Below are 18990 nucleotides of genomic sequence, written 5' to 3' on the forward strand. Positions count from 1 at the left end.
TCTCCTCCTCCTCGGGGCCTACTGTTGTCGCAGGACACATCGGGTGCAAGGGGGCTCTGCCCCGGTTCCGGCCCTTCGCTTGCGCTTCGGGCGTTCGTCGGGGCGTCCTTCCACCGGAAGGCCGCTGATCCCGCCTCACCCCCCGGGGTATTTCCGCCAAGCCGAAACCCTCAGCCATGCCAGGCGGCGACGGTTTTCAGGACGGAGAAGCCATAGAGCGCCTCGAACCCTTTCTCGCGCCCGTGGCCGGATTTGCCGACGCCACCGAAGGGAAGCTCCACGCCGCCACCTGCGCCATAATTGTTCAGGAAGACCTGTCCCGCGCGCAGGCGGCGGGCGAGCCGCATCGTCCGCCCGCCATTCTCCGACCAGACCGAGGCGACGAGCCCGTATTCTGTGCCGTTCGCGATGGCGACGGCCTCTTCCTCGTCCTCGAAGGGGATGACGATCTGCGTCGGGCCGAAGATTTCCTCCTGCGCAAGCCGATGTGCGCCGTGGCCGCCACCGATCAGGGTCGGCGCGACGTAATGGCCGCTCGCCGGGGCGTCCTCGGCGATCCGGCCTCGGGCCGCGATGGTGAGGTCGGACGCGAGCGCGAGGTAGCCCTCGACGATCTCCTTCTGCCGCGCCGAGATCAGCGGGCCGAGGTCGTGATCGCCAAGCGCGGGTCCCGCGACGAGGCTTCGATAGCGTGCGGCCATCATTTCCAGAACCTCGTCGTAGCGGCTGCGCTGTACGAGGATGCGCGACGAGGCCGAGCAGGTCTGGCCCGCGTTCTGGATGCCAGCATTCACGAGGAAGGGCAGCGCGCGGTCGAGATCGGCATCGGCGAAGACGAGCTGCGGGGATTTGCCACCGAGTTCCAGCGTGACGGGCACGACATTGGTGGCCGCCGCAGCTTGGATGCGCTGGCCCACCGCGACCGATCCGGTGAAGGAGATGTGGTCGATCCCCGGATGGGCCGAGAGCGCGGCGCCGGCTTCTTCGCCCAGACCGGGCACGATATTGAGCGCCCCGGCTGGCATTCCGGCTTCTTGCGCGATCCGTCCGAAGGCCAGCGCGGTGAGCGAGGCTTCCTCGGCGGGTTTCACGACCGCCGCGTTGCCCATCGCCAGCGCGGCCCCGACCGAGCGGCCGATGATCTGCATCGGGTAGTTCCACGGCACGATATGCGCAGTCACACCATGCGGCTCGCGCAGCGTGTAGGCGGTGTAGCCGTTGAGATAGGGGATCGTCTCGCCCATCACCTTGTCGGCGGCGCCGCCGTAGAATTCGAGATAGCGCGCGAGCGCCGCCACATCGGCCCGTGCCTGCGTCAGTGGTTTGCCGACATCGAGCGCCTCGATCACCGCGAGATCCTCGGCATGGGCCAGCACGAGCCCCGACATCTTCAGCAGGAACCGCCCGCGTTCCGCCGCGCTCAACTGCCCCCATTCGCCCGCAAGCGCGGCCTGCGCGGCCTCGACCGCCGCGTCGATCTCCTCCGAGCCGCCGCGGGCGATCTGCGCGATTTCGCGCCCATCGGACGGGCATTCCACTTGCAGGCGCGCATTGGTCTTGTGCCAGACGCCTCCGATCAGTATCTCCTCGGGATCGAACCAAAGCGGCAAACTCATGCGCGGCACCTCCTCTTGTCACGCGATTTCGCAGCACGCTCCGCTTGCACGCGCGGAAAATCAAGGGGGCAGGAATCTGCCGGAGTCGCCCTGATCACATTCATGTGAGTGTGAGTGGAGGGAACTTTCCCCTATTTAGCCCCTTGAATGACGGAACCGGGCACAAGGCCCACCGAAAAAGAGACAGGAATATTGCAAGTGACCGCGAGTTATTCGACGCTCAAACGCGCGATCCGACCGGCCATGCTCTTCGGGCTGGCTGGCATCTTGGCTGCCTGCGCGAGTGCGCCGGAACAGCGCTACGCGCAACCGACCCAGTCGACGAAGGCCGTGCCCTCGGAATATCAGGCGCGCGAAGATGACGGGAAAACCATCCCGGCGATCAACCCGAAGTATTTGGTTGAGCGCAACCGCCGTCAGATCGTGCCCTATCACGGGCCCGAGGCCGTCGGGACGATCGTCGTCGATCCTTATGCGCGCTTCCTCTACTACATCACCGAGCCGGGCAAGGCAGAGCGCTACGGCATCGCCGTGGGCCGCGATGGCAAGACTTTCTCGGGCAGCGCCACGATCGAGCGCAAGCAGGAATATCCGAGCTGGACGCCGACCCAGAACATGATCCAGGAAGATCCCGACCTCTACGGGCCGCTGAAAGACGGTCTGCCGGGCGGTCTGGACAACCCGCTGGGGGCGCGCGCGCTTTATCTTTACCAGGGCAACCGCGATACCTATTACCGGATTCACGGCACGATGGACCCGTCCTCGATCGGTCGTGCCACCTCGGCCGGCTGTATCCGCCTCTTCAACCAGGACATCATCGACCTGTTCTCGAAAGTGCCGAAGGGCACGCCGGTGAAGGTTCGCAGCCGCGCCGAAAGCCTCGAGATGGAAGGGCCCGTGGTGCAGCTGCATTCGGGCTACGTGGTCTCCGCCTATAATCAGGTGGCGATCAACGAAGACGAGGCCGCGTGGAAAGCGGGCCGGATTCCCGATCAGAAGAAAGTCGAAGAGGAACAGCACCAGGCTTCGGTCGCGATGGCCCAAGAGGTCGGCGGCTCGGGAGAGAATGCCAACTCCACTGTCGATTGCGGCTATTCCGGCACCGGCACCTGTGTCGATAGCAACAACTGATCGAACCGATCTTGGACAAGAAATTTGCGGCGCGTGGGGCAACCTCGCGCCGTTTTTCATGGGGGCTCGGTCTTTTTGCGAGCGGGGCAAAATCATGCGCGACGCGCCCGATGTCGCAGCGTTTGCGCGTTCACGTCTTTCCTTGCGGGCCGGGTGACGCTAGGACTCGCGCGCAAGCAGATCAGGAGGATGCCATGAGCGTCACCGGAACCACGCGGCAGAAGATGCCCGCAGATATTCTCGCGATGAAGGGCGGCGCGCCGATCGTTTGCCTGACCGCCTACACCACGCCGATTGCGAAGCTGGTCGACAGCCATTGCGATCTCGTGCTGGTCGGCGACTCGGTGGGCATGGTGCTCCACGGACTCCCTTCGACGCTGGGCGTCACCATGGAAATGATGATCCTCCACGGCAAGGCCGTGGCGCGCGGTCTGTCTAACGCGCTGATGGTGATCGACATGCCCTTCGGCTCCTACGAGGAAAGCCCGGCGCAGGCGTTCCGCAACGCGTCGCGGCTGATGGCCGAGACCGGCGCGGGGGCAGTGAAACTCGAAGGCGGCGCGCATATGGCCGAGACCATCGCTTTCCTGACCGCGCGCGGTATCCCGGTGCAGGCCCATATCGGGCTGACCCCGCAATCGGTGAACACGCTGGGTGGCTACAAGGTGCAGGGCCGCGGCGACAGCCGGGCGCGTCTGGTCAAGGATGCGAAGGCGGTTGCCGACGCGGGGGCATTCTCGGTGGTGCTGGAAAAAGTGCCGCAGGGGCTGGCCGATGAGATCACCGCGATGGTCGCTATCCCCACCGTCGGCATCGGCGCGGGTGCCGGCTGCGACGGGCAGGTGCTGGTGGTCGATGACATGCTGGGCCTCTTCACCGATTTCAAACCGAAATTCGTCAAGCGTTTTGGCCAGCTCGGTCAGGAAGCCGAAGCCGCCGTCGCCGATTACGCAGCCGAAGTACGTGATCGCAGCTTCCCGGCAGCCGAGCACAGCTTCGCCGATGAGGTGAAAAAATGACGCAGGTGATCCGCAAGGCCGCTGAACTGCGCGACAAGGTGGCGGCGTGGAAACGCTCGGGGATGCTGGTCGGCGTGGTGCCGACGATGGGCGCGCTGCATGACGGCCACCTCAGTCTCGCCCGCGCCGCGCGCAAGCAATCGGACCGCGTGATCGTGACGGTCTTCGTGAACCCGATGCAGTTCAACAATGCCTCGGATCTCGACAAATACCCGCGCGACGAGGCACAGGATCTGGCGCTTCTGGAAACGGAAGGGGTCGACGTGCTCTTCGCGCCCGGTGTGGACGAGGTCTATCCCGACGGGTTCTCTACCACCGTGTCCGTGTCGGGTATCACCGAGCCGCTCGAGGGCGCCTTCCGGCCGGGCCATTTCGATGGCGTGGCGACGGTCTGCTCGAAGCTCTTCGGCATGACGCAGGCGGGGCGCGCATTCTTCGGCGAGAAGGATTGGCAGCAATTGCAGGTGGTCCAGCAGCTTACCCGCGATCTCAACATGCCGATACGCATCATCGGCTGCCCGACCATCCGCGAAGAGGACGGTCTGGCAATGTCCTCGCGCAATGTGCGGCTGACGGCTCGGGAGCGAGCACTGGCGCCGCGTCTGCATAAGGTGATGCAGGAGGCGGCCGCGAAGATCCGCGACGGCGTGCCGGTCGAAGGCGCGCTCAACGATGCGAAAGCCGAGTTGAAGGAAGCGGGCTTTGGGGAACTCGATTACCTCGAGCTGCGCACGGTCGACGGGCTGAAGCCCGCGGCGGATCTGTCGCAACCGACGCGGATGCTGGCCGCGATCTGGCTCGGCGATGTGCGTCTGATCGACAATATCGCGGTCTGATATCTCGAGGGGGCGCTGCCCCCGCGACGACGTCGCCCCCCGGGATACTTGGACAAGCCCGAAGGCCGGGTGATCCTGCTTCGCCTTGGTTGAAATATCCCGGGGTGAGGCGCGGCACGCGCCGAGGGGCAGCGCCCCTAAGAACCCAGCAGTTCCGCCAGAACCAGCGCCATGACCTTCGCGCTGTCGGTCATATCCTCGATGCCGACCCATTCGTCGGGCTGATGGGCGAGTTCCAGAAGGCCCGGCCCGTAGGCGATGCAATTCTGCAGCCGGCCGATGCGGTCGATGTGTTTCTGGTCATAGGTACCGGGCGAGACGACATACGCCGCCTCGCGGCCCAGCACGGCCTCGATCGCAGCGGCGGTGGAGCGCACGATGGGCGCGCCCTTGTCGGTCATCGTGGGCTGCACCTCGAACAGGTCGCGGATTTCGTATCGGAAGCTCGGACGCTGCGCCCTCACGCGTTCCATCAGGTCCGCAATCTCGGCCTTTACCTCGGCAAGGTCTTCCTCGATCAGAAAGCGGCGGTCGATTACGATTCGGCAGCGGTCGGCGACACAAGGCGTGGGCAGGCCGGTGTAATCGGCCTCCTCTTCCGGCGCGCCGCCATGGATCGAATTGACGTTCAGCGTCGAGGCCCGCGCGCCTTCGGGGATCACGGGCATCTCGGTCTGCTTGCCCAGAAGGAGCGCGTAGAGCGTCTCCTCCATCTCGCTCAGAACAGCGCTCATATGGCGGATCGCGCTGTCGCCCAGAAACGGCATCGAGCCATGCGCGATGCGGCCATGGGTTTCGATTTCGGCCCACCAGACGCCGCGATGGCCGAGGCAGATCTGGTCCTTGTGCAGCGGCTCGGGGATGATGACATGCTGCACGCGGGCGGGATCGAAGCGGCCCTGCTCGGCCAGATAGGCCACGCCGCCATAGCCGCCCGATTCCTCGTCGGCAGTGACGGAAATCTCGATGCTGCCCCTGAAGTCGGGGCAGGTGTCGAGGAAGGCCTCTGCAGCGATCACCGAGGCCGCCAGCCCGCCCTTCATGTCGCAGGCGCCGCGGCCGTAGATGCGGTCGCCGTCGATCTCGGCGCCGAACGGATCGCGGGTCCAGCCATGGCCGATCTCGACCACGTCGTGATGTGAATTGAAATGCACGCAGTCGCCGGGGCGCGCGCCCTCGAAGCGGGCGACGAGGTTCCAGCGCGGATAGGGCTCGCTGTCGCCGGGCGCGCCACGGGCGCGGATCATCTCGGTCGCAAACCCGCGTTCGGAGAGACGCTCGGCAAGATATCCGCAGATTTCGCGGTAATTGCGCCCCGGCGGGTTCAGCGTCGGGATACGGATCAAGGCCTGCGTCAGCGCGATCAACGCGTCGCGGCGGGCATCGATGGCGGTCTTGAGGCGAGTGGCAAGGTCCATACCCAAGGCTAGCGCCGCTCGACGCGGCGGGCCAAGCGAAAACAGCTGGACTGAAAACACGTGGCTTTCGCGGACGGCGCGCGCTATTGCGGGACAAAATCCTACGGAGGGACCGGATGAACCTGTTCTTGGCCTTCGCGCTTGTGCTCTGCATCGCGGTCGGAGGGTGGCTGTCGAAATACGACTGGGCGAAGCTTCTGGCGTTGGTGCCTGTGGCGATGATCGTGCCTGCCTTCTACATGACCGGCACCGCCTGCGGCGCGGGCTTCGTGCTGCATTTCTTCTCTGACACGGCGAGCTGCTCGAACGGCTACGTGCCGCGGCAGATGTTCGCCGCGACCTACGTGATGGCGCTGATCCCGGTCGCGGCCTCCGCGATCGTGATCAAGCTGATCCGGATCGGCATGGCGCGCCGCAAAGGCTGATCTGGTCAAGCCCGCCGCTGCGGCCTAGGCTTGCGACAGCGAGGGGCAAGGAGGGCGCGCGATGCTGGCCTTCATCCGACTGGCGATATTCGGCCTGATCGTACTGACGGTCCTGTTCTGGCTGGTGCGTCTCTATGCCCGGTCGGTCCGGCGCGAGGCGCTGGAAGAGGATTGGAACGAGGCCGCAGCCGAGGGTCGGGCCGAGACCACACGCGAGGCTTACGTCGAGGCCGGGATGCGAGACTACGAGAAAAGTCTGCTGCGCAAGCTGATCTGGCTGGTCTATGTCCTGCCGATCGTCGTGGTCGGGCTGATTGTCTATCTGATGAATTACAGGTGAGGGTGCGATGCGTTACGTGAAATGGGGCTTCTGGCTGGTTGTGATCGGCTTCGCCGCGGTGTTCCTGCATTACAACCTGCCACGCCATGACATCGTGCGGATCGTCGGCACCGAGGTGCGCCGGATCGACTTCGGCGAGAACTCGATCTTCTGGGCCGCGCCCGATGTAGGCACTGCGAACGCCACGAGCCGCGATGTGCGCTTCATCAACACGGTGCGCCCGAACGGCAAGACGCTGGTCTTTCGCAACGAGGATACCGGTTGGGGGTGGCCGCCCTATTTCAAGCTCGACAGTTCGGATTTGCAGGCACAGGCCGAGTCGCTGATCTCGACCTCGGCCGATCCGATCTGGGTGTCGGTCACGCGCTATGGCTGGCGCTCGCGCTGGCTGACGATCTTTCCGAATGCGGTCGGACTGAAGGTCGTGCCCGCTCCCGATACGCGCATTATCCCTTGGACGAATATCATCATCCTGACGCTGCTCGTCATCATCGTCCTGACGATCCGCGCGATGTGGCGGCAGTTCCGTCAGCGCTCGATCGATCCGCTTTTCGAGGAGGCGGGCGAAGCCTGGGACGATGCCGAGGAAGGTGCGAAGGGTTGGTTCGACCGCTTCATCGGACGCAAGTGAGACGGAGTTTCAGGGCCGCCGGGCGGCACCCAACTCAGACCGATGCTGAAACGCGAAAGCCCCGCCACTGGCGGGGCTTTCGATAGGTCTTTGATCCGCGCTCAGGCGTTGGCGGCGCGGATTTGCTCGGCAGCTTCCTTGTTGAAGCTCACGCCCTTGGTCTCGAAGAGCTGATCCAGTTCACCCGAGAGGGTCATCTCGGTGATGATGTCGCAGCCGCCGACAAACTCGCCTTTGACGTAGAGCTGCGGGATGGTCGGCCAGTCCGAATAGTCCTTGATGCCCTGACGGATGTCCTGATCCGCCAGCACGTTGACGTCCTTGTAGGTCACGCCCATGAAGTTGAGCACGCCCGCGACGCGGCTCGAAAACCCGCATTGCGGCATGTCCTTGGTGCCCTTCATGAAGAGAACGACGTCATTCTCGGAGATTTGCTGGGCGATCTGGTCTTGCGCGTTCATCGCTTAATCCTTTCTCCGTCCCGGCTCGGGACGCGTGTGAAATCACTCGGGCGCCTTGGTGGTCAGTGCGAGCGCGTGCAGCACCCCGTTCGGCCCGTCCATCGCCCCTTTGAGCGCGGCATAGACTGCGCGCTGTTGCTGGACTCGGTTCTTGCCGCGGAAGCTCTCGTCAATGACCTCCGCTGCCCAATGATTTCCATCCCCGGCGAGATCAGTGATCGTGATCTTGGCATCGGGGAATTCGGCCCGGATCAGGGCTTCGATGTCATGGGCTTCCATTGCCATAAATAGGGCTCCTCGTCCTTTGCCGCAAACTTAAGTGGCGCGGCGGCTGGCTGCAAGGGGATGCGCGGGGCGGTGCGAGCTTATGCGGTGGCCGCTGGCGGGTGCAGCCGCGACAGGTAGAACATGAGCGCCGCGATGACGACGCTGCCGGTGAACATCGCGGCGGCTCCGGCGGCGGTCACTTGCAGGGAATGACCCGGCGCGCCGACTTCTCCGGCCAGTAGGAAACACATGTTGATGTCGATCCCCAACAGCGTGGTCCGGGGATGGGCGCGCAGTAGCGCACCGCCCGCGATGAAGGCGAAGGCGAGTATCAGGAACTCGGTCTGATCGCCGCCCGACAGGTGGGTCAGCCCGCGATAGGCGATGGCGGCGAGGACGCCAAGCGCGACGCCGGGCACCAGGAAGCGCACGGCGGGGCGCGGATTCGGCATGGAGCCCAGCACCGAGGAGAAGACGATCACCGACAATGCAGCTGCCGTCGCAGCGGGGTGGGTGAAATGGGCGTCGATCAGCGTGGCCGCGCCCGTGAGCGCCGCCACCGCCGCCATGCGCAGCCAAAGCTGCTGGATAAAATGCGGGTTCGGGCGCGGCGGCATCGGCGCGCGACGGGCGGGCGTGAAGAGCCAGTTCACCGCCGTCACCGAGATGACGCCCAGAAGCGTGCAGGCGACCCGGTCGAGTGCGAGCGGGATTGCCTCCGCCCCCATACCGAGCGCGGGCATCACCACAACGCCGACCGTGATCGCCATCAGCGTGAAGCCATAGGCCCAATGCGTCCCGATCCGGTAGGCGATCCCCACGCCCACGGCCGCCGTCAGCGCCACGGTCAGCGCGATTCCCGGCACTGGCAGCCAGCGAAGCGCGGCGATCCCGATTGCTGCCCCCACCAAGGTGCCCACAACCCGCAGCACCGCGCGCAGCGCCATGTCTTCGCGATGGGGCTGGATTACCACCCAGACCGGCATCGCCGCCCAGTAGACATTGGTCAGCCCGAGCAACCGCGCAACGGTCAGGGCGAGCGTCGCGGCGAGGAACAGCCGGGCGGCATAGGCAAGGGTGGAACTGGTCAAAGCGGGAACCTGAAATCGGTGTGTCGCGGCGATACTAGTCTGTGCGCAGGCGGCAAGAAACCGCCCGGCGTGCATGTCCGCTCTGCGTCAGATCACAGAACTCAGGCGTCGATCGCCGCTTTGAACGCGCTGCGATAGAGGGTCGACAGCTCCTCCAGCGGGGCGCTCTCCGAGCCGAAGCTAACCGTGTCCCCGCCGAAACGACCCACGGTGTAAAGCGGCACCTCGGCGCGGCGGGCGGCGACCATCAGCGCCTCGGCCTGATCGAAGGAGCAGGCCACGAGGTAACGCCCCTGATCCTCGCCGAAGAGCGTCGCGATGTCGCCAGCCTCAAGCGTGACACCCAGACCGGCTTCCTCCGCCATCTCGAAAGCCGCGAGCGCGAGGCCTCCGTCCGAGAGATCGCTTGCGCCTTTGACCAGCGCGCGGTTCTCGCGGAGGAACTCGCCATTGCGCTTCTCCACGTCGAGGTCGACTGCCGGCGCGTCACCCGACTCGATCCCGAAGGCTTCGAAGGCGAGCGCGGATTGATCGAGATGGCCCTTGGTTTCGCCGATCACCATCGCCACGTCGCCCGCCGTCGGTAGGCCCGCGATCAACTCGTCGAGCGAGCTCAGCAGACCGACCGCGCCGATGGTCGGGGTTGGCAGGATGCCGGTGCCGTCGGTCTCGTTGTAAAGTGAGACGTTGCCCGACACGATCGGCATGTCGAGTGCGCGTACGGCGGCGTCGATGCCTTTGATCGCACCCACGAACTGGCCCATGATCTCCGGCTTCTCCGGGTTGCCGAAGTTCAGGTTGTCGGTCGAGGCGAGGGGTTTCGCGCCCACGGCCGTCAGGTTGCGGTAGGCTTCGGCCACCGCCTGCTTGCCGCCCTCGAACGGGTTCGCCTTTACGTAGCGTGGGGTCACGTCGGCGGTGAAGGCCAGCGCCTTGTCGGTGCCGTGCACGCGCACGACGCCTGCGCCGAGACCCGGGCGGCGCACCGTGTCGCCCATCACCTGCGTGTCGTATTGCTCATAGACCCAAGACTTGTGCGCGTAGTTCGGCGAGCCGATCAGTTTCTTGAGCGCATCGATAGCACCGATCTCGGGCAGCGCTTCGCCCGCGGTCGCGACGGGCGTCTCGACCCAGGGACGATCGTATTCGGGCGCTTCCGAGGACAGTTTCGACAGCGGCACGTCGGCTTTCACCTCGTTGCCATGCACGATCAGGAACCGGTCTTCCGCGATGGTCTCGCCGACGATGGCGAAATCGAGATCCCACTTCTCGAAGATCTCGCGGGCGATGTCTTCCTTCTCGGGGTTGAGGACCATAAGCATCCGCTCCTGGCTCTCCGACAGCATCATCTCGTAGGCGGTCATCGCGGCTTCGCGCTGCGGCACCGCGTCGAGGTTGAGCTGTACACCGAGGCCGCCCTTGTCGCCCATCTCGACCGCAGAACAGGTCAGGCCCGCGGCCCCCATGTCCTGAATCGAGATCACCGCGCCGGTCTGCATCAGCTCGAGGCAGGCCTCCAGCAGGCATTTCTCGGTAAAGGGGTCGCCGACCTGAACGGTGGGGCGCTTTTCCTCGATCGTGTCGTCGAACTCGGCCGAGGCCATCGTCGCGCCGCCGACGCCGTCGCGACCCGTCTTCGCACCGAGGTAGACGACCGGCATGCCGATGCCGGACGCGGCGGAGTAGAAGATCTTGTCAGCATCGGCCAAGCCCGCCGCGAAGGCGTTCACGAGGCAGTTGCCGTTATAGGAGGGATGGAAACGCACTTCGCCGCCCACATTCGGAACGCCGAAGCAGTTACCGTAGCTGCCCACGCCCTCGACCACGCCTTTGACGACATGGGAGGTTTTCGGGTGGTCGGGCATACCGAAGCTCAGGCTGTCCATTGCGGCCACCGGACGCGCGCCCATGGTGAACACATCGCGCAGGATGCCGCCGACGCCAGTCGCGGCGCCTTGGTGCGGTTCGATGTAGGAGGGGTGGTTGTGGCTCTCCATTTTGAAGACCACGGCCTGCCCGTCGCCAATATCGACGACACCCGCATTCTCGCCCGGACCACAGATGACCTGATCGCCCTTGGTGTGCAGCGTGCGCAGCCATTTCTTCGACGACTTGTAGGAGCAATGCTCGTTCCACATCGCCGAGAAGATCCCGAGTTCGGTGAAAGTCGGCTCGCGTCCGATGATCTCGAGGATCCGGTCGTACTCGTCGGGTTTCAGGCCATGGGCTGCGATGAGATCAGGCGTGATCTGCGGCTCGTTCATGAGGATCCTCCGGCATCGGCTTCGCCGCCCCTATTAGGCCAATATGTGCAGGGGGAAAAGAGAGGCCGGACGTTGCGGAAAGAAAAAACGCGAGGCCCGAAGGCCCCGCGTAGCGATGCGTCTTGTTGTGGTACGTCCGGCTTACGAGCGCATGTCCACTTGCGTCTCGAGGTTGGTAAGCAGTTCCGAGACGGTCCAGCCGAGCTTGACCTCGCCGTTCGCAGCGGCGTCCTTCGGCACGTTGACCTTGAAGAGCGACACGGTGGTGTCGAGCTTCGGCGAGGTGCGGACATAGATGGTGTCGTAGCCGTCATGCGACTCGACCTTCTCGATCATGCCGATCACGTTACCATCGGCGCTCATCGCCTTGTCCTCCGCGTTGGCCGCGGTCTTCAGGCCGGTGATGCCGGCTTGATCGGTCAGCTGGCGCTGCGCGGGAATCATGTCCGACCCCATCGAGGTGTTCGCGAACTCGGCGGTGCCGGTCTTCACGTCGGTGATGCCGTATTGATCGGTCGATGCGTAGGTGTTCGACGAGGTGACGGCGGGCGGGGTGCCCATCGACGAAGTCTCTCCCGGAACGGTGCCGGTGCGATAATCGGCGATACCGTAATACTGGCCGTCGTTGTTGTTGGTGGACGGGATCTTCGTCAGGTCGAGGGCCGAAGCCGAGCCTGCGATGGTCATCGCACCCAGAAGAGCGGTCGAAGCGGCAAAGATGTTTTTCGTCGTGGTCATATCAGTATCCTTTCAACTGGTTACCAAATCCTGCGCCGTTGTCGGCGTCGGGGAGGAAACGGGGTGGAATCGTCGAAAGTTCACTGAAATAATTGTGAGTGACATCGCGGATTTTTAAATGAACCGAAGGGGATAGCTGTGCGTAGCGCGGGGCGTGCGCAGTCGCGTCAGCGTGAAATTTCGTGAGACCGAGGCTGGTGTCGGGGGGCTCTCGCGCCGTGCGTGAAAACCGCATCTAGGCGTCGGGCAAAAAAAAGGCCGAGCAAAGCTCGGCCAAAGTCCAACAGGGAGGTAGAAGGTGCTGCGCCTTTCGGCACGGCCAACCCTTCTGAGCCTCATTTATGGGCAGTTTGTTAACGCATCAAGGGAAAACATGCTGCGAATGCATCATGGCCGGTATGCGTTGCGGTAAAGTCGCGCTGCAACCCTAGGCTGAATCGCCTGCCTGGAAGCGCCGATAGTTGGTGATCTCTTCCTGAATGAAGTCGCGGAACGCGGTCACGCGGCGCGAGGAGCGCAGCTCTTCCGGGTAGGCGAGGAAGATCGGAATCTCGACCGATTCCAGATCAGGCAGCACGCGCTGCAGATCGTTGAAATCTGCGGTCAGGTAGTCGGGGAGGATGCCGATGCCGATATGGTTCAGCACGGCCTGCAATACGCCGAAGTAGTTGTTCACCGTTAGCGTCGAGCTTTGATCGAAGGCCAGCACCTGCCGCGCAAGCTGGGCACCGGCCTGTACCTGCGGTGTGCGGGGGGTCTGGCAGATCAGGCGATGCTTGCGAAGATCTTCGATCTTCTCGGGGGCACCCCATTTCGCGAGATACTCGGAGGTCGCGTAAAGCCGCATACGGATGTTCAGCAGGCGCTTGCGGATCAGGTCGGCCTGCGCGGGCTCTTTCATGCGAACGGCGACGTCGGCCTCGCGCATCGGCAGGTCGAGCACCCGCTCCTCCAGCATGAGGTCGATCTTCAGATCGGGATATTTCTCGTAAAGCTTCGTCAGGCGCGGCGCGAGCCAGAGCGTGCCGAAGCCCGTCGTGGTCGTCACGCGCAGCTCGCCGAAGACTTCTTCTTCGCTGTCACGGATGCGTGCGGAGGCGCTGTCGAGCTTTTTCGCCATCGAGGAGGTGGCCTCGAACAGCAGCTCCCCCTGCTCGGTGAGAATCAGTCCGCGGGCGTGACGGTGAAACAGAGTCGTTCCAAGCGCCTCTTCGAGCGCCCGGATCTGCCTGCTCACGGCAGATTGAGACAGGTGCAGCGCATCGCCAGCATGAGTCAAAGACCCCGCATCGGCCACTGCGTGGAAGATTCTGAGCTTGTCCCAATCCATCAAGGTCACTTTCGCTGTATCATCTGCTGTTCCGCGCAAGTTTCTTTACATTAATCTCGAGGATTTACGAAACCGCTAAGTAACAATTTTCCGCTTTCTAGGTCAGATATTATGACCTACCATGTCTTCATGCCCAGTTAGCAAGGGGAGGTGCTTAATGGGAAGGCAAGAAATATCCCTAGCGGATCGGTTCGACCTAACGAAATCTCCGGTTTTGCTGAACGGGACGCAGGCTTTGGTGCGTCTGGTTCTGGCTCAGGCCGCACGCGACAAGGCGGCGGGGCTGCATACGGCCGGCTATGTGACAGGCTATCGCGGCTCGCCGCTGGGCGCTGTCGATTTGCAGATGGCGCGCGCCAAGACCGTGCTCGAAGAGAGCGACGTTCGCTTCCAGCCGGGCCTGAACGAAGACCTCGCGGCCACCGCGCTGTGGGGCTCGCAGCAGGCGGAATTGCGTGGCGAAGGCAAGTATGACGGCGTTTTCGGCCTCTGGTACGGAAAAGGTCCGGGCGTAGATCGCTCGGGCGACGTGATGCGTCACGCCAATATGGCGGGCACGTCGAAACACGGCGGCGTCCTCATGGCGATGGGCGACGACCATACCGGTGAATCATCGACCGTGCTGCATCAGTCCGACTGGGCGATGGTCGATGCCTACATGCCGGTGCTGTCGCCCGCGGGCGTGCAGGAAATCCTCGATTTCGGGCTCTATGGCTATGCATTGAGCCGTTTTGCCGGGGTCTGGGTCGGTCTGAAAACGATGAAGGATACGGTCGAGGCGACTGCAGTCGTCGATGGCGATCCCTTCCGTCAACACTTCGTGATCCCCGAGTTCAAGATGCCCGAAGGCGGGCTGAACATTCGCTTGGGCGACACTCCGGTGGCTCAGGAAGCGCGGATGATCGACTTCAAGCGCTACGCGGCAGAGGCTTTCGCGCGCGCCAACCGCATCGACAACCGCGTCTGGGGCAAGCCCGGCGCGAAGATCGGTCTGGTCGCTGCGGGCAAGAATTGGCTCGACTTGACCCATGCGCTCTCGCTGCTGGGGATCGACGAGGCAGAGGCCGAACGGCTCGGCATTACCACCTACAAGATCGGCCAGACCTTCCCGCTCGACATGGAGAGCTTCCACGAATGGGCCGAGGGGCTGGAGCTGATCATCGTCGTCGAGGAAAAGCGCAAGCTGATCGAGGTGCAGGTCAAGGAAGCGATCTTCGACGACCGTCGTGGCCGTCGCGTCTATGGCTGGCACAAGGGCGACACATGGAAGAACGGCCGCCAGGTGGAGCTGTTCCCGACGCGCTACGCGCTCGACCCGGTGATGATCGCGCGCAAGCTGGGCGATATCTTCATTGAGGAAGGCCGCGGGACCGACGCGATCAAGGCGGGTATCGCCAAGATCGAAGCCGCCCAACGCGCCGACAACGCCCCTGAGATCGCGACCCGTACGCCATGGTATTGCTCGGGCTGCCCGCATAACAGTTCGACCAAGGTGCCCGAGGGCGAGCGCGCCTATGCCGGGATCGGCTGTCACTACATGGTGCAGTGGATGGGCAGGAACACGGAAGGTTTCACCCATATGGGCGGCGAGGGCGTGAACTGGGTCGGCGAGGCCCCGTTCTCGACGCGTGAGCATATGTTCCAGAACCTTGGCGACGGCACCTACAACCACTCGGGCGCGCAGGCGATCCGGGCGGCTTTGGCAGCCGGCACCAACATCACCTACAAGATCCTGTTCAACGATGCGGTCGCGATGACCGGGGGGCAGGAGAACGAGGGCGACCTGACCTCGCAGCAGATCGCGGCGGAAATCGTGGCGATGGGCGTGAAGCCGGTCGTGGTGGTCTATGACGAGAAGGAAGAGCTGGACCTGTCCACCTTCCCCGCTGGCGTCGAGAAGGTCGAACGGGCCGAGCTGATGAACGTCCAGAAGCGGCTGGCGAAGACGAAAGGCGTCTCGGCGCTGATCTATGTCCAGACCTGCGCCGCCGAGAAACGCCGCCGCCGCAAGCGCGGCAAGTTCCCGGATCCGGACAAGCGTGTCTTCATCAACACCGACGTCTGCGAAGGCTGCGGCGATTGCGGGGTTCAGTCGAACTGCGTCTCCATCGTGCCGGAAGAGACCGAACTGGGCACCAAACGCGCGATCGACCAGTCGTCCTGCAACAAGGACTTCCGCTGCCTCGACGGGTTCTGCCCGAGCTTCGTGACGCTGCACGGCGCGAAGGTGAAGAAGGCGGAAGCGCAGGCGCTCGACCTGCCGGACCTGCCGGAGCCCACGCTGCCCGCGATCGACGGCACCCATAACGTGGTGATCACCGGCGTCGGCGGCACGGGCGTCGTGACCATCGGCGCGGTGCTGGCGATGGCCGCCCATATCGACGGCAAGGGCGCAGGCATGATGGAGATGGCCGGTCTCGCCCAGAAGGGCGGGGCGGTGCATATCCACCTGCGCATCGCGAACAAGCCCGAGGATATCTCGGCGATCCGCGTCGCCGTGGGCGAGGCCGATTGCGTGATCGGGGGCGATCTGGTGGTCTCCGCCGGTGCCAAGACGCTGGGGCTCATGACGACGGGCCGCACCGGCGCCGTGATCAACAGCCATGAGATCGTCACCGGCGAGTTCACCCGCAACCGCGACTTCCGCCTGCCGGGCGAACAGCTTCGGCTGAGCCTCGAGGCGCGGCTGAAGGACCGGGTGGCCTTTGCCGACACGTCGGAACTGGCGCGGCATATGCTGGGCGACTCGATCTATTCGAACATGGTCGTGCTGGGTGCTGCGTGGCAGCAAGGCTACGTGCCGCTGACCCTCGAGGCGATCTTCCGGGCGATCGAGTTGAACGGCGCAAAGCCCGAGGAGAACAAGCGCGCCTTCAATCTGGGGCGCTGGGCGATGGCCTATCCGGAGGAGGCTGCGAAGGCGATGGCGGCGGAGGTCGTGCAGGCCCCGGTCGATCCGGTCGAGTTCCGGGCCAACCATCTCGTCGACTACCAGAACAAGCGGCTCGCCAAGCGTTTCCGCAAGCTGGTGGACGAGGCGCCGTCGGAGCTGCGTGAGGCCGTCGCGAAGGGCTATCACAAGCTCCTGGCCTACAAGGACGAATACGAGGTCGCGCGTCTGCATCTGTCGACGGCAGAAAAGGCGCGGGCCGAGTTCGAGGGCGATTTCGAGATGCATTTCCATCTCTCCCCGCCGATCCTGTCCAAGGAAGGTCCGGACGGACGTCCGAAGAAGCGTGAATTCGGCCCCGGCATGGAGCGTGGCTTCCGTCTTCTGGCGAAGCTGAAAGGGCTGCGCGGTACGCCGTTCGATCCTTTCGGCTATGCCGAGGAGCGCAAGATGGAGCGGGCGCTGATCAAGCAATACGAGGCCGACATGGCCGAAGTGCTACCCAAGGTCACGCCAGACACGATGGAGATCGCGCGCGAACTGGCCGAATTGCCGCTGACGATCCGCGGCTTCGGCCCGGTCAAGGCGCAGGCCGAGCAAATGGCGGCGAAGCGGCGCGAGGAACTGCTCGCCGCTTTCCGCGCAGGTGGCGCTCCGCAGAAAATGGCCGCCGAGTGAGGGCTGTCATCTGAGTGTCGTACCTTCGTGACATGGCGCTGGCAGAGTGAAGCCAGCCCATGTTGCGGAGGTACGAGATGACCGCCACCCCGATGGCCCCCCGGATGCCTGTCCGCCACGCCACACAGGAAATCTCATATGCTTGGTCCGCGCGCTCGAAAGGCGCGCGGGTGCTGATCCGCGCGATGGAGAACGCGACCGGGCGGATCGGGTTGATCCGGCGAGCACGCGGCTACGAGCATGACATCGCGCAAGGTGCGGATTTCTGGCAGGTGATGGCCGAGCGCTACGGGCTGCAGGTCGAGGTGACCCGCGGCGCGCTCGCCAATATCCCGCAGACCGGGCCGTTGGTGCTGATCGCGAACCACCCTTACGGCATTCTCGACGGGCTGATCATGGGCCTGCTGCTGTCGCGCATTCGCGGCGATTTCCGTATCCTCGCCCATAACGTCTTCAAGCGTGCCGAAGAGATCGACCGGGTCATCCTGCCGGTGGACTTCTCCGAAACCAAAGAGGCCGCGAGGGCCAACCTGCGCACCCGCGCCGAGGCGCTGCGCTACCTCGGCGACGGTGGCGCGATCGGTGTGTTTCCGGGCGGCACGGTCTCGACCGCCGCTAAGCCCTTCGGGGCGCCGATGGATCCGGGCTGGCGCAATTTCACCGCCAAGATGATCGCGAAATCCGATGCGACCGTGGTGCCGGTCTTCTTCGAGGGCCATAACAGTCGCCTGTTCCAGCTGGCGAGCCATCTGCATTACAGCCTGCGCATGGGGCTGATGATCCGCGAGTTCAAACGTCACGCCAATCGTCCAGTGCGGCTCTGCGTGGGTGAGCCGGTCCCGCAGGCCGATCTCGCACCGCTGCGTGAGCGTCCGAAACAGATGATGGATTTCCTGCGCCGTGCGACGTATGACTTGTCGCCGACTCCCTTGAAGTCCTACGGCTATGGCTTCGAGTTCGAGGCGAAATACAGAAACTGACCGGTGTCCGTGTGCGGCCCGGACGGGCAAGGGGCGCGAGCATGGCGGTAGGCGTTTTCGATTCAGGTCTGGGCGGACTGACGGTCTATGATGCCTGCGCCAGGCGGCTGCCGGATATGGCCTTTTGCTATTACGGCGATAACGCCCATGCGCCTTACGGCGTGCGCGATGCCGATGACATCTTCAACCTGACCTGCGCGGGCGTGGAGCGTTTGTGGGAAGAGGGCTGCGATCTGGTGATCCTCGCCTGTAACACGGCTTCGGCCGCCGCGCTCAAGCGGATGCAGGAGACCTGGATCCCCGAGGGCAAGCGCGTGCTGGGCGTCTTCGTGCCGATGATCGAAGCGTTGACCGAACGCAAATGGGGCGACAACTCCCCGCCGCGCGAAGTTGCGGTGAAGCACGTGGCACTGTTCGCGACGCCCGCGACGGTGGCCTCGCGCGCTTTCCAGCGCGAACTGGCCTTCCGCGCGATCGGCGTGGATGTCGAGGCGCAGCCCTGCGGCGGCGTGGTCGATGCGATCGAGACTGGCGACGAAATCCTCGCCGAGGCGCTGGTGAAATCCCATGTCGAAGCGCTCAAGCGTCGGATGCCGAAACCCGAGGCAGCGATCCTCGGCTGCACCCATTACCCGCTGATGCAAAAGACCTTCCAGGAAGCACTGGGGCCGAACGTCGACGTCTACAGCCAGGCCAACCTCGTGGCCGAGAGCCTCGCGGATTATCTGGAGCGTCGACCCGAGTTCAAAGGTTCGGGGACGGAATCGAAATTCCTGACCACCGGCGATCCGGCCTCGGTCTCGAGCCACGCGACGCAATTCCTGCGCTACGCGATCCGCTTCGAGGCCGCCTGAGGCGCCTGATCGTCGTGGCCC

The 18990-nt window shown here is 64.2% G+C and carries 17 protein-coding genes; 9 read left to right on the forward strand and 8 right to left on the reverse strand.

From position 1 onward, the window contains the following. Positions 1–170: 170 nt before the first annotated feature. Positions 171–1616, reverse strand: a complete 1446-nt coding sequence (locus B6V76_RS15255) for an aldehyde dehydrogenase family protein (protein WP_088727850.1) — start codon at positions 1614–1616, stop codon at positions 171–173. A gap of 198 nt (positions 1617–1814) precedes the next feature. On the opposite strand from B6V76_RS15255, the gene B6V76_RS15260 reads away from it, so the two are divergent. The 3 genes from B6V76_RS15260 to panC all read left to right on the forward strand — a co-directional run bounded on the left by B6V76_RS15260 (position 1815) and on the right by panC (position 4602). After that, positions 1815–2747 (forward strand): L,D-transpeptidase, encoded by a 933-nt coding sequence (locus B6V76_RS15260; RefSeq protein ID WP_341865719.1) that lies wholly within the window; start codon positions 1815–1817, stop codon positions 2745–2747. Between the two features lie 194 nt (positions 2748–2941). Continuing rightward, entirely contained in the window at positions 2942–3766 is an 825-nt protein-coding gene (panB, locus tag B6V76_RS15265; RefSeq protein ID WP_075775785.1) for a 3-methyl-2-oxobutanoate hydroxymethyltransferase, read from the forward strand. Further along, positions 3763–4602, forward strand: coding sequence for a pantoate--beta-alanine ligase (gene panC, locus B6V76_RS15270; protein ID WP_075775786.1), 840 nt, complete (start codon positions 3763–3765; stop codon positions 4600–4602). Before panB ends, panC begins: the two co-directional genes overlap by 4 nt. A gap of 137 nt (positions 4603–4739) precedes the next feature. Here panC and B6V76_RS15275 read toward each other — a convergent pair whose 3' ends face one another. Continuing rightward, the gene (locus tag B6V76_RS15275) at positions 4740–6020 is read right to left on the reverse strand and encodes an acetylornithine deacetylase/succinyl-diaminopimelate desuccinylase family protein (RefSeq protein WP_088727851.1); all 1281 of its coding nucleotides are present in this window, start codon (positions 6018–6020) and stop codon (positions 4740–4742) included. Between the two features lie 116 nt (positions 6021–6136). Between B6V76_RS15275 and B6V76_RS15280 the strand changes: the two genes are divergently transcribed. The 3 genes from B6V76_RS15280 to B6V76_RS15290 all read left to right on the forward strand — a co-directional run bounded on the left by B6V76_RS15280 (position 6137) and on the right by B6V76_RS15290 (position 7416). Further along, entirely contained in the window at positions 6137–6445 is a 309-nt protein-coding gene (locus B6V76_RS15280; protein WP_075775788.1) for a hypothetical protein, read from the forward strand. A 61-nt stretch (positions 6446–6506) separates the two neighbouring features. Then, positions 6507–6785: a hypothetical protein gene (locus tag B6V76_RS15285; RefSeq protein WP_077701075.1), complete on the forward strand. Its 279-nt coding sequence runs from the start codon at positions 6507–6509 to the stop codon at positions 6783–6785. 7 nt (positions 6786–6792) lie between these two features. Next, a complete protein-coding gene (locus B6V76_RS15290) occupies positions 6793–7416 on the forward strand; it encodes a DUF1523 family protein (protein WP_088727852.1) in 624 nt (207 codons plus the stop codon). A 101-nt stretch (positions 7417–7517) separates the two neighbouring features. Here B6V76_RS15290 and grxD read toward each other — a convergent pair whose 3' ends face one another. The 6 genes from grxD to B6V76_RS15320 form a co-directional block, all read right to left on the reverse strand. Continuing rightward, positions 7518–7877, reverse strand: coding sequence for a Grx4 family monothiol glutaredoxin (gene grxD, locus B6V76_RS15295; protein ID WP_075775790.1), 360 nt, complete (start codon positions 7875–7877; stop codon positions 7518–7520). A gap of 42 nt (positions 7878–7919) precedes the next feature. Next, positions 7920–8162, reverse strand: coding sequence for a BolA family transcriptional regulator (locus B6V76_RS15300; RefSeq protein ID WP_075775791.1), 243 nt, complete (start codon positions 8160–8162; stop codon positions 7920–7922). 80 nt (positions 8163–8242) lie between these two features. After that, positions 8243–9235 (reverse strand): FUSC family protein, encoded by a 993-nt coding sequence (locus B6V76_RS15305; RefSeq protein ID WP_166504612.1) that lies wholly within the window; start codon positions 9233–9235, stop codon positions 8243–8245. Between the two features lie 101 nt (positions 9236–9336). Continuing rightward, positions 9337–11499, reverse strand: a complete 2163-nt coding sequence (purL, locus tag B6V76_RS15310; protein ID WP_088720444.1) for a phosphoribosylformylglycinamidine synthase subunit PurL — start codon at positions 11497–11499, stop codon at positions 9337–9339. Positions 11500–11640: 141 nt separating this feature from the next. Then, positions 11641–12237, reverse strand: coding sequence for a hypothetical protein (locus B6V76_RS15315; protein ID WP_075775794.1), 597 nt, complete (start codon positions 12235–12237; stop codon positions 11641–11643). A 427-nt stretch (positions 12238–12664) separates the two neighbouring features. Next, positions 12665–13567, reverse strand: coding sequence for a LysR family transcriptional regulator (locus tag B6V76_RS15320; RefSeq protein ID WP_075775795.1), 903 nt, complete (start codon positions 13565–13567; stop codon positions 12665–12667). A gap of 157 nt (positions 13568–13724) precedes the next feature. On the opposite strand from B6V76_RS15320, the gene B6V76_RS15325 reads away from it, so the two are divergent. The 3 genes from B6V76_RS15325 (at position 13725) to murI (ending at position 18969) form a co-directional block, all read left to right on the forward strand. Further along, entirely contained in the window at positions 13725–17135 is a 3411-nt protein-coding gene (locus B6V76_RS15325; protein ID WP_088727854.1) for an indolepyruvate ferredoxin oxidoreductase family protein, read from the forward strand. Positions 17136–17212: 77 nt separating this feature from the next. Further along, positions 17213–18115: a lysophospholipid acyltransferase family protein gene (locus tag B6V76_RS15330; protein WP_088727855.1), complete on the forward strand. Its 903-nt coding sequence runs from the start codon at positions 17213–17215 to the stop codon at positions 18113–18115. A gap of 41 nt (positions 18116–18156) precedes the next feature. Further along, on the forward strand, positions 18157–18969 hold the full coding sequence (gene murI / locus B6V76_RS15335; protein ID WP_088722898.1) for a glutamate racemase: 813 nt from the start codon (positions 18157–18159) through the stop codon (positions 18967–18969). Positions 18970–18990: the final 21 nt, after the last annotated feature.

This window comes from Thioclava sp. IC9, assembly GCF_002213225.1.
GTDB lineage: Bacteria > Pseudomonadota > Alphaproteobacteria > Rhodobacterales > Rhodobacteraceae > Thioclava > Thioclava nitratireducens.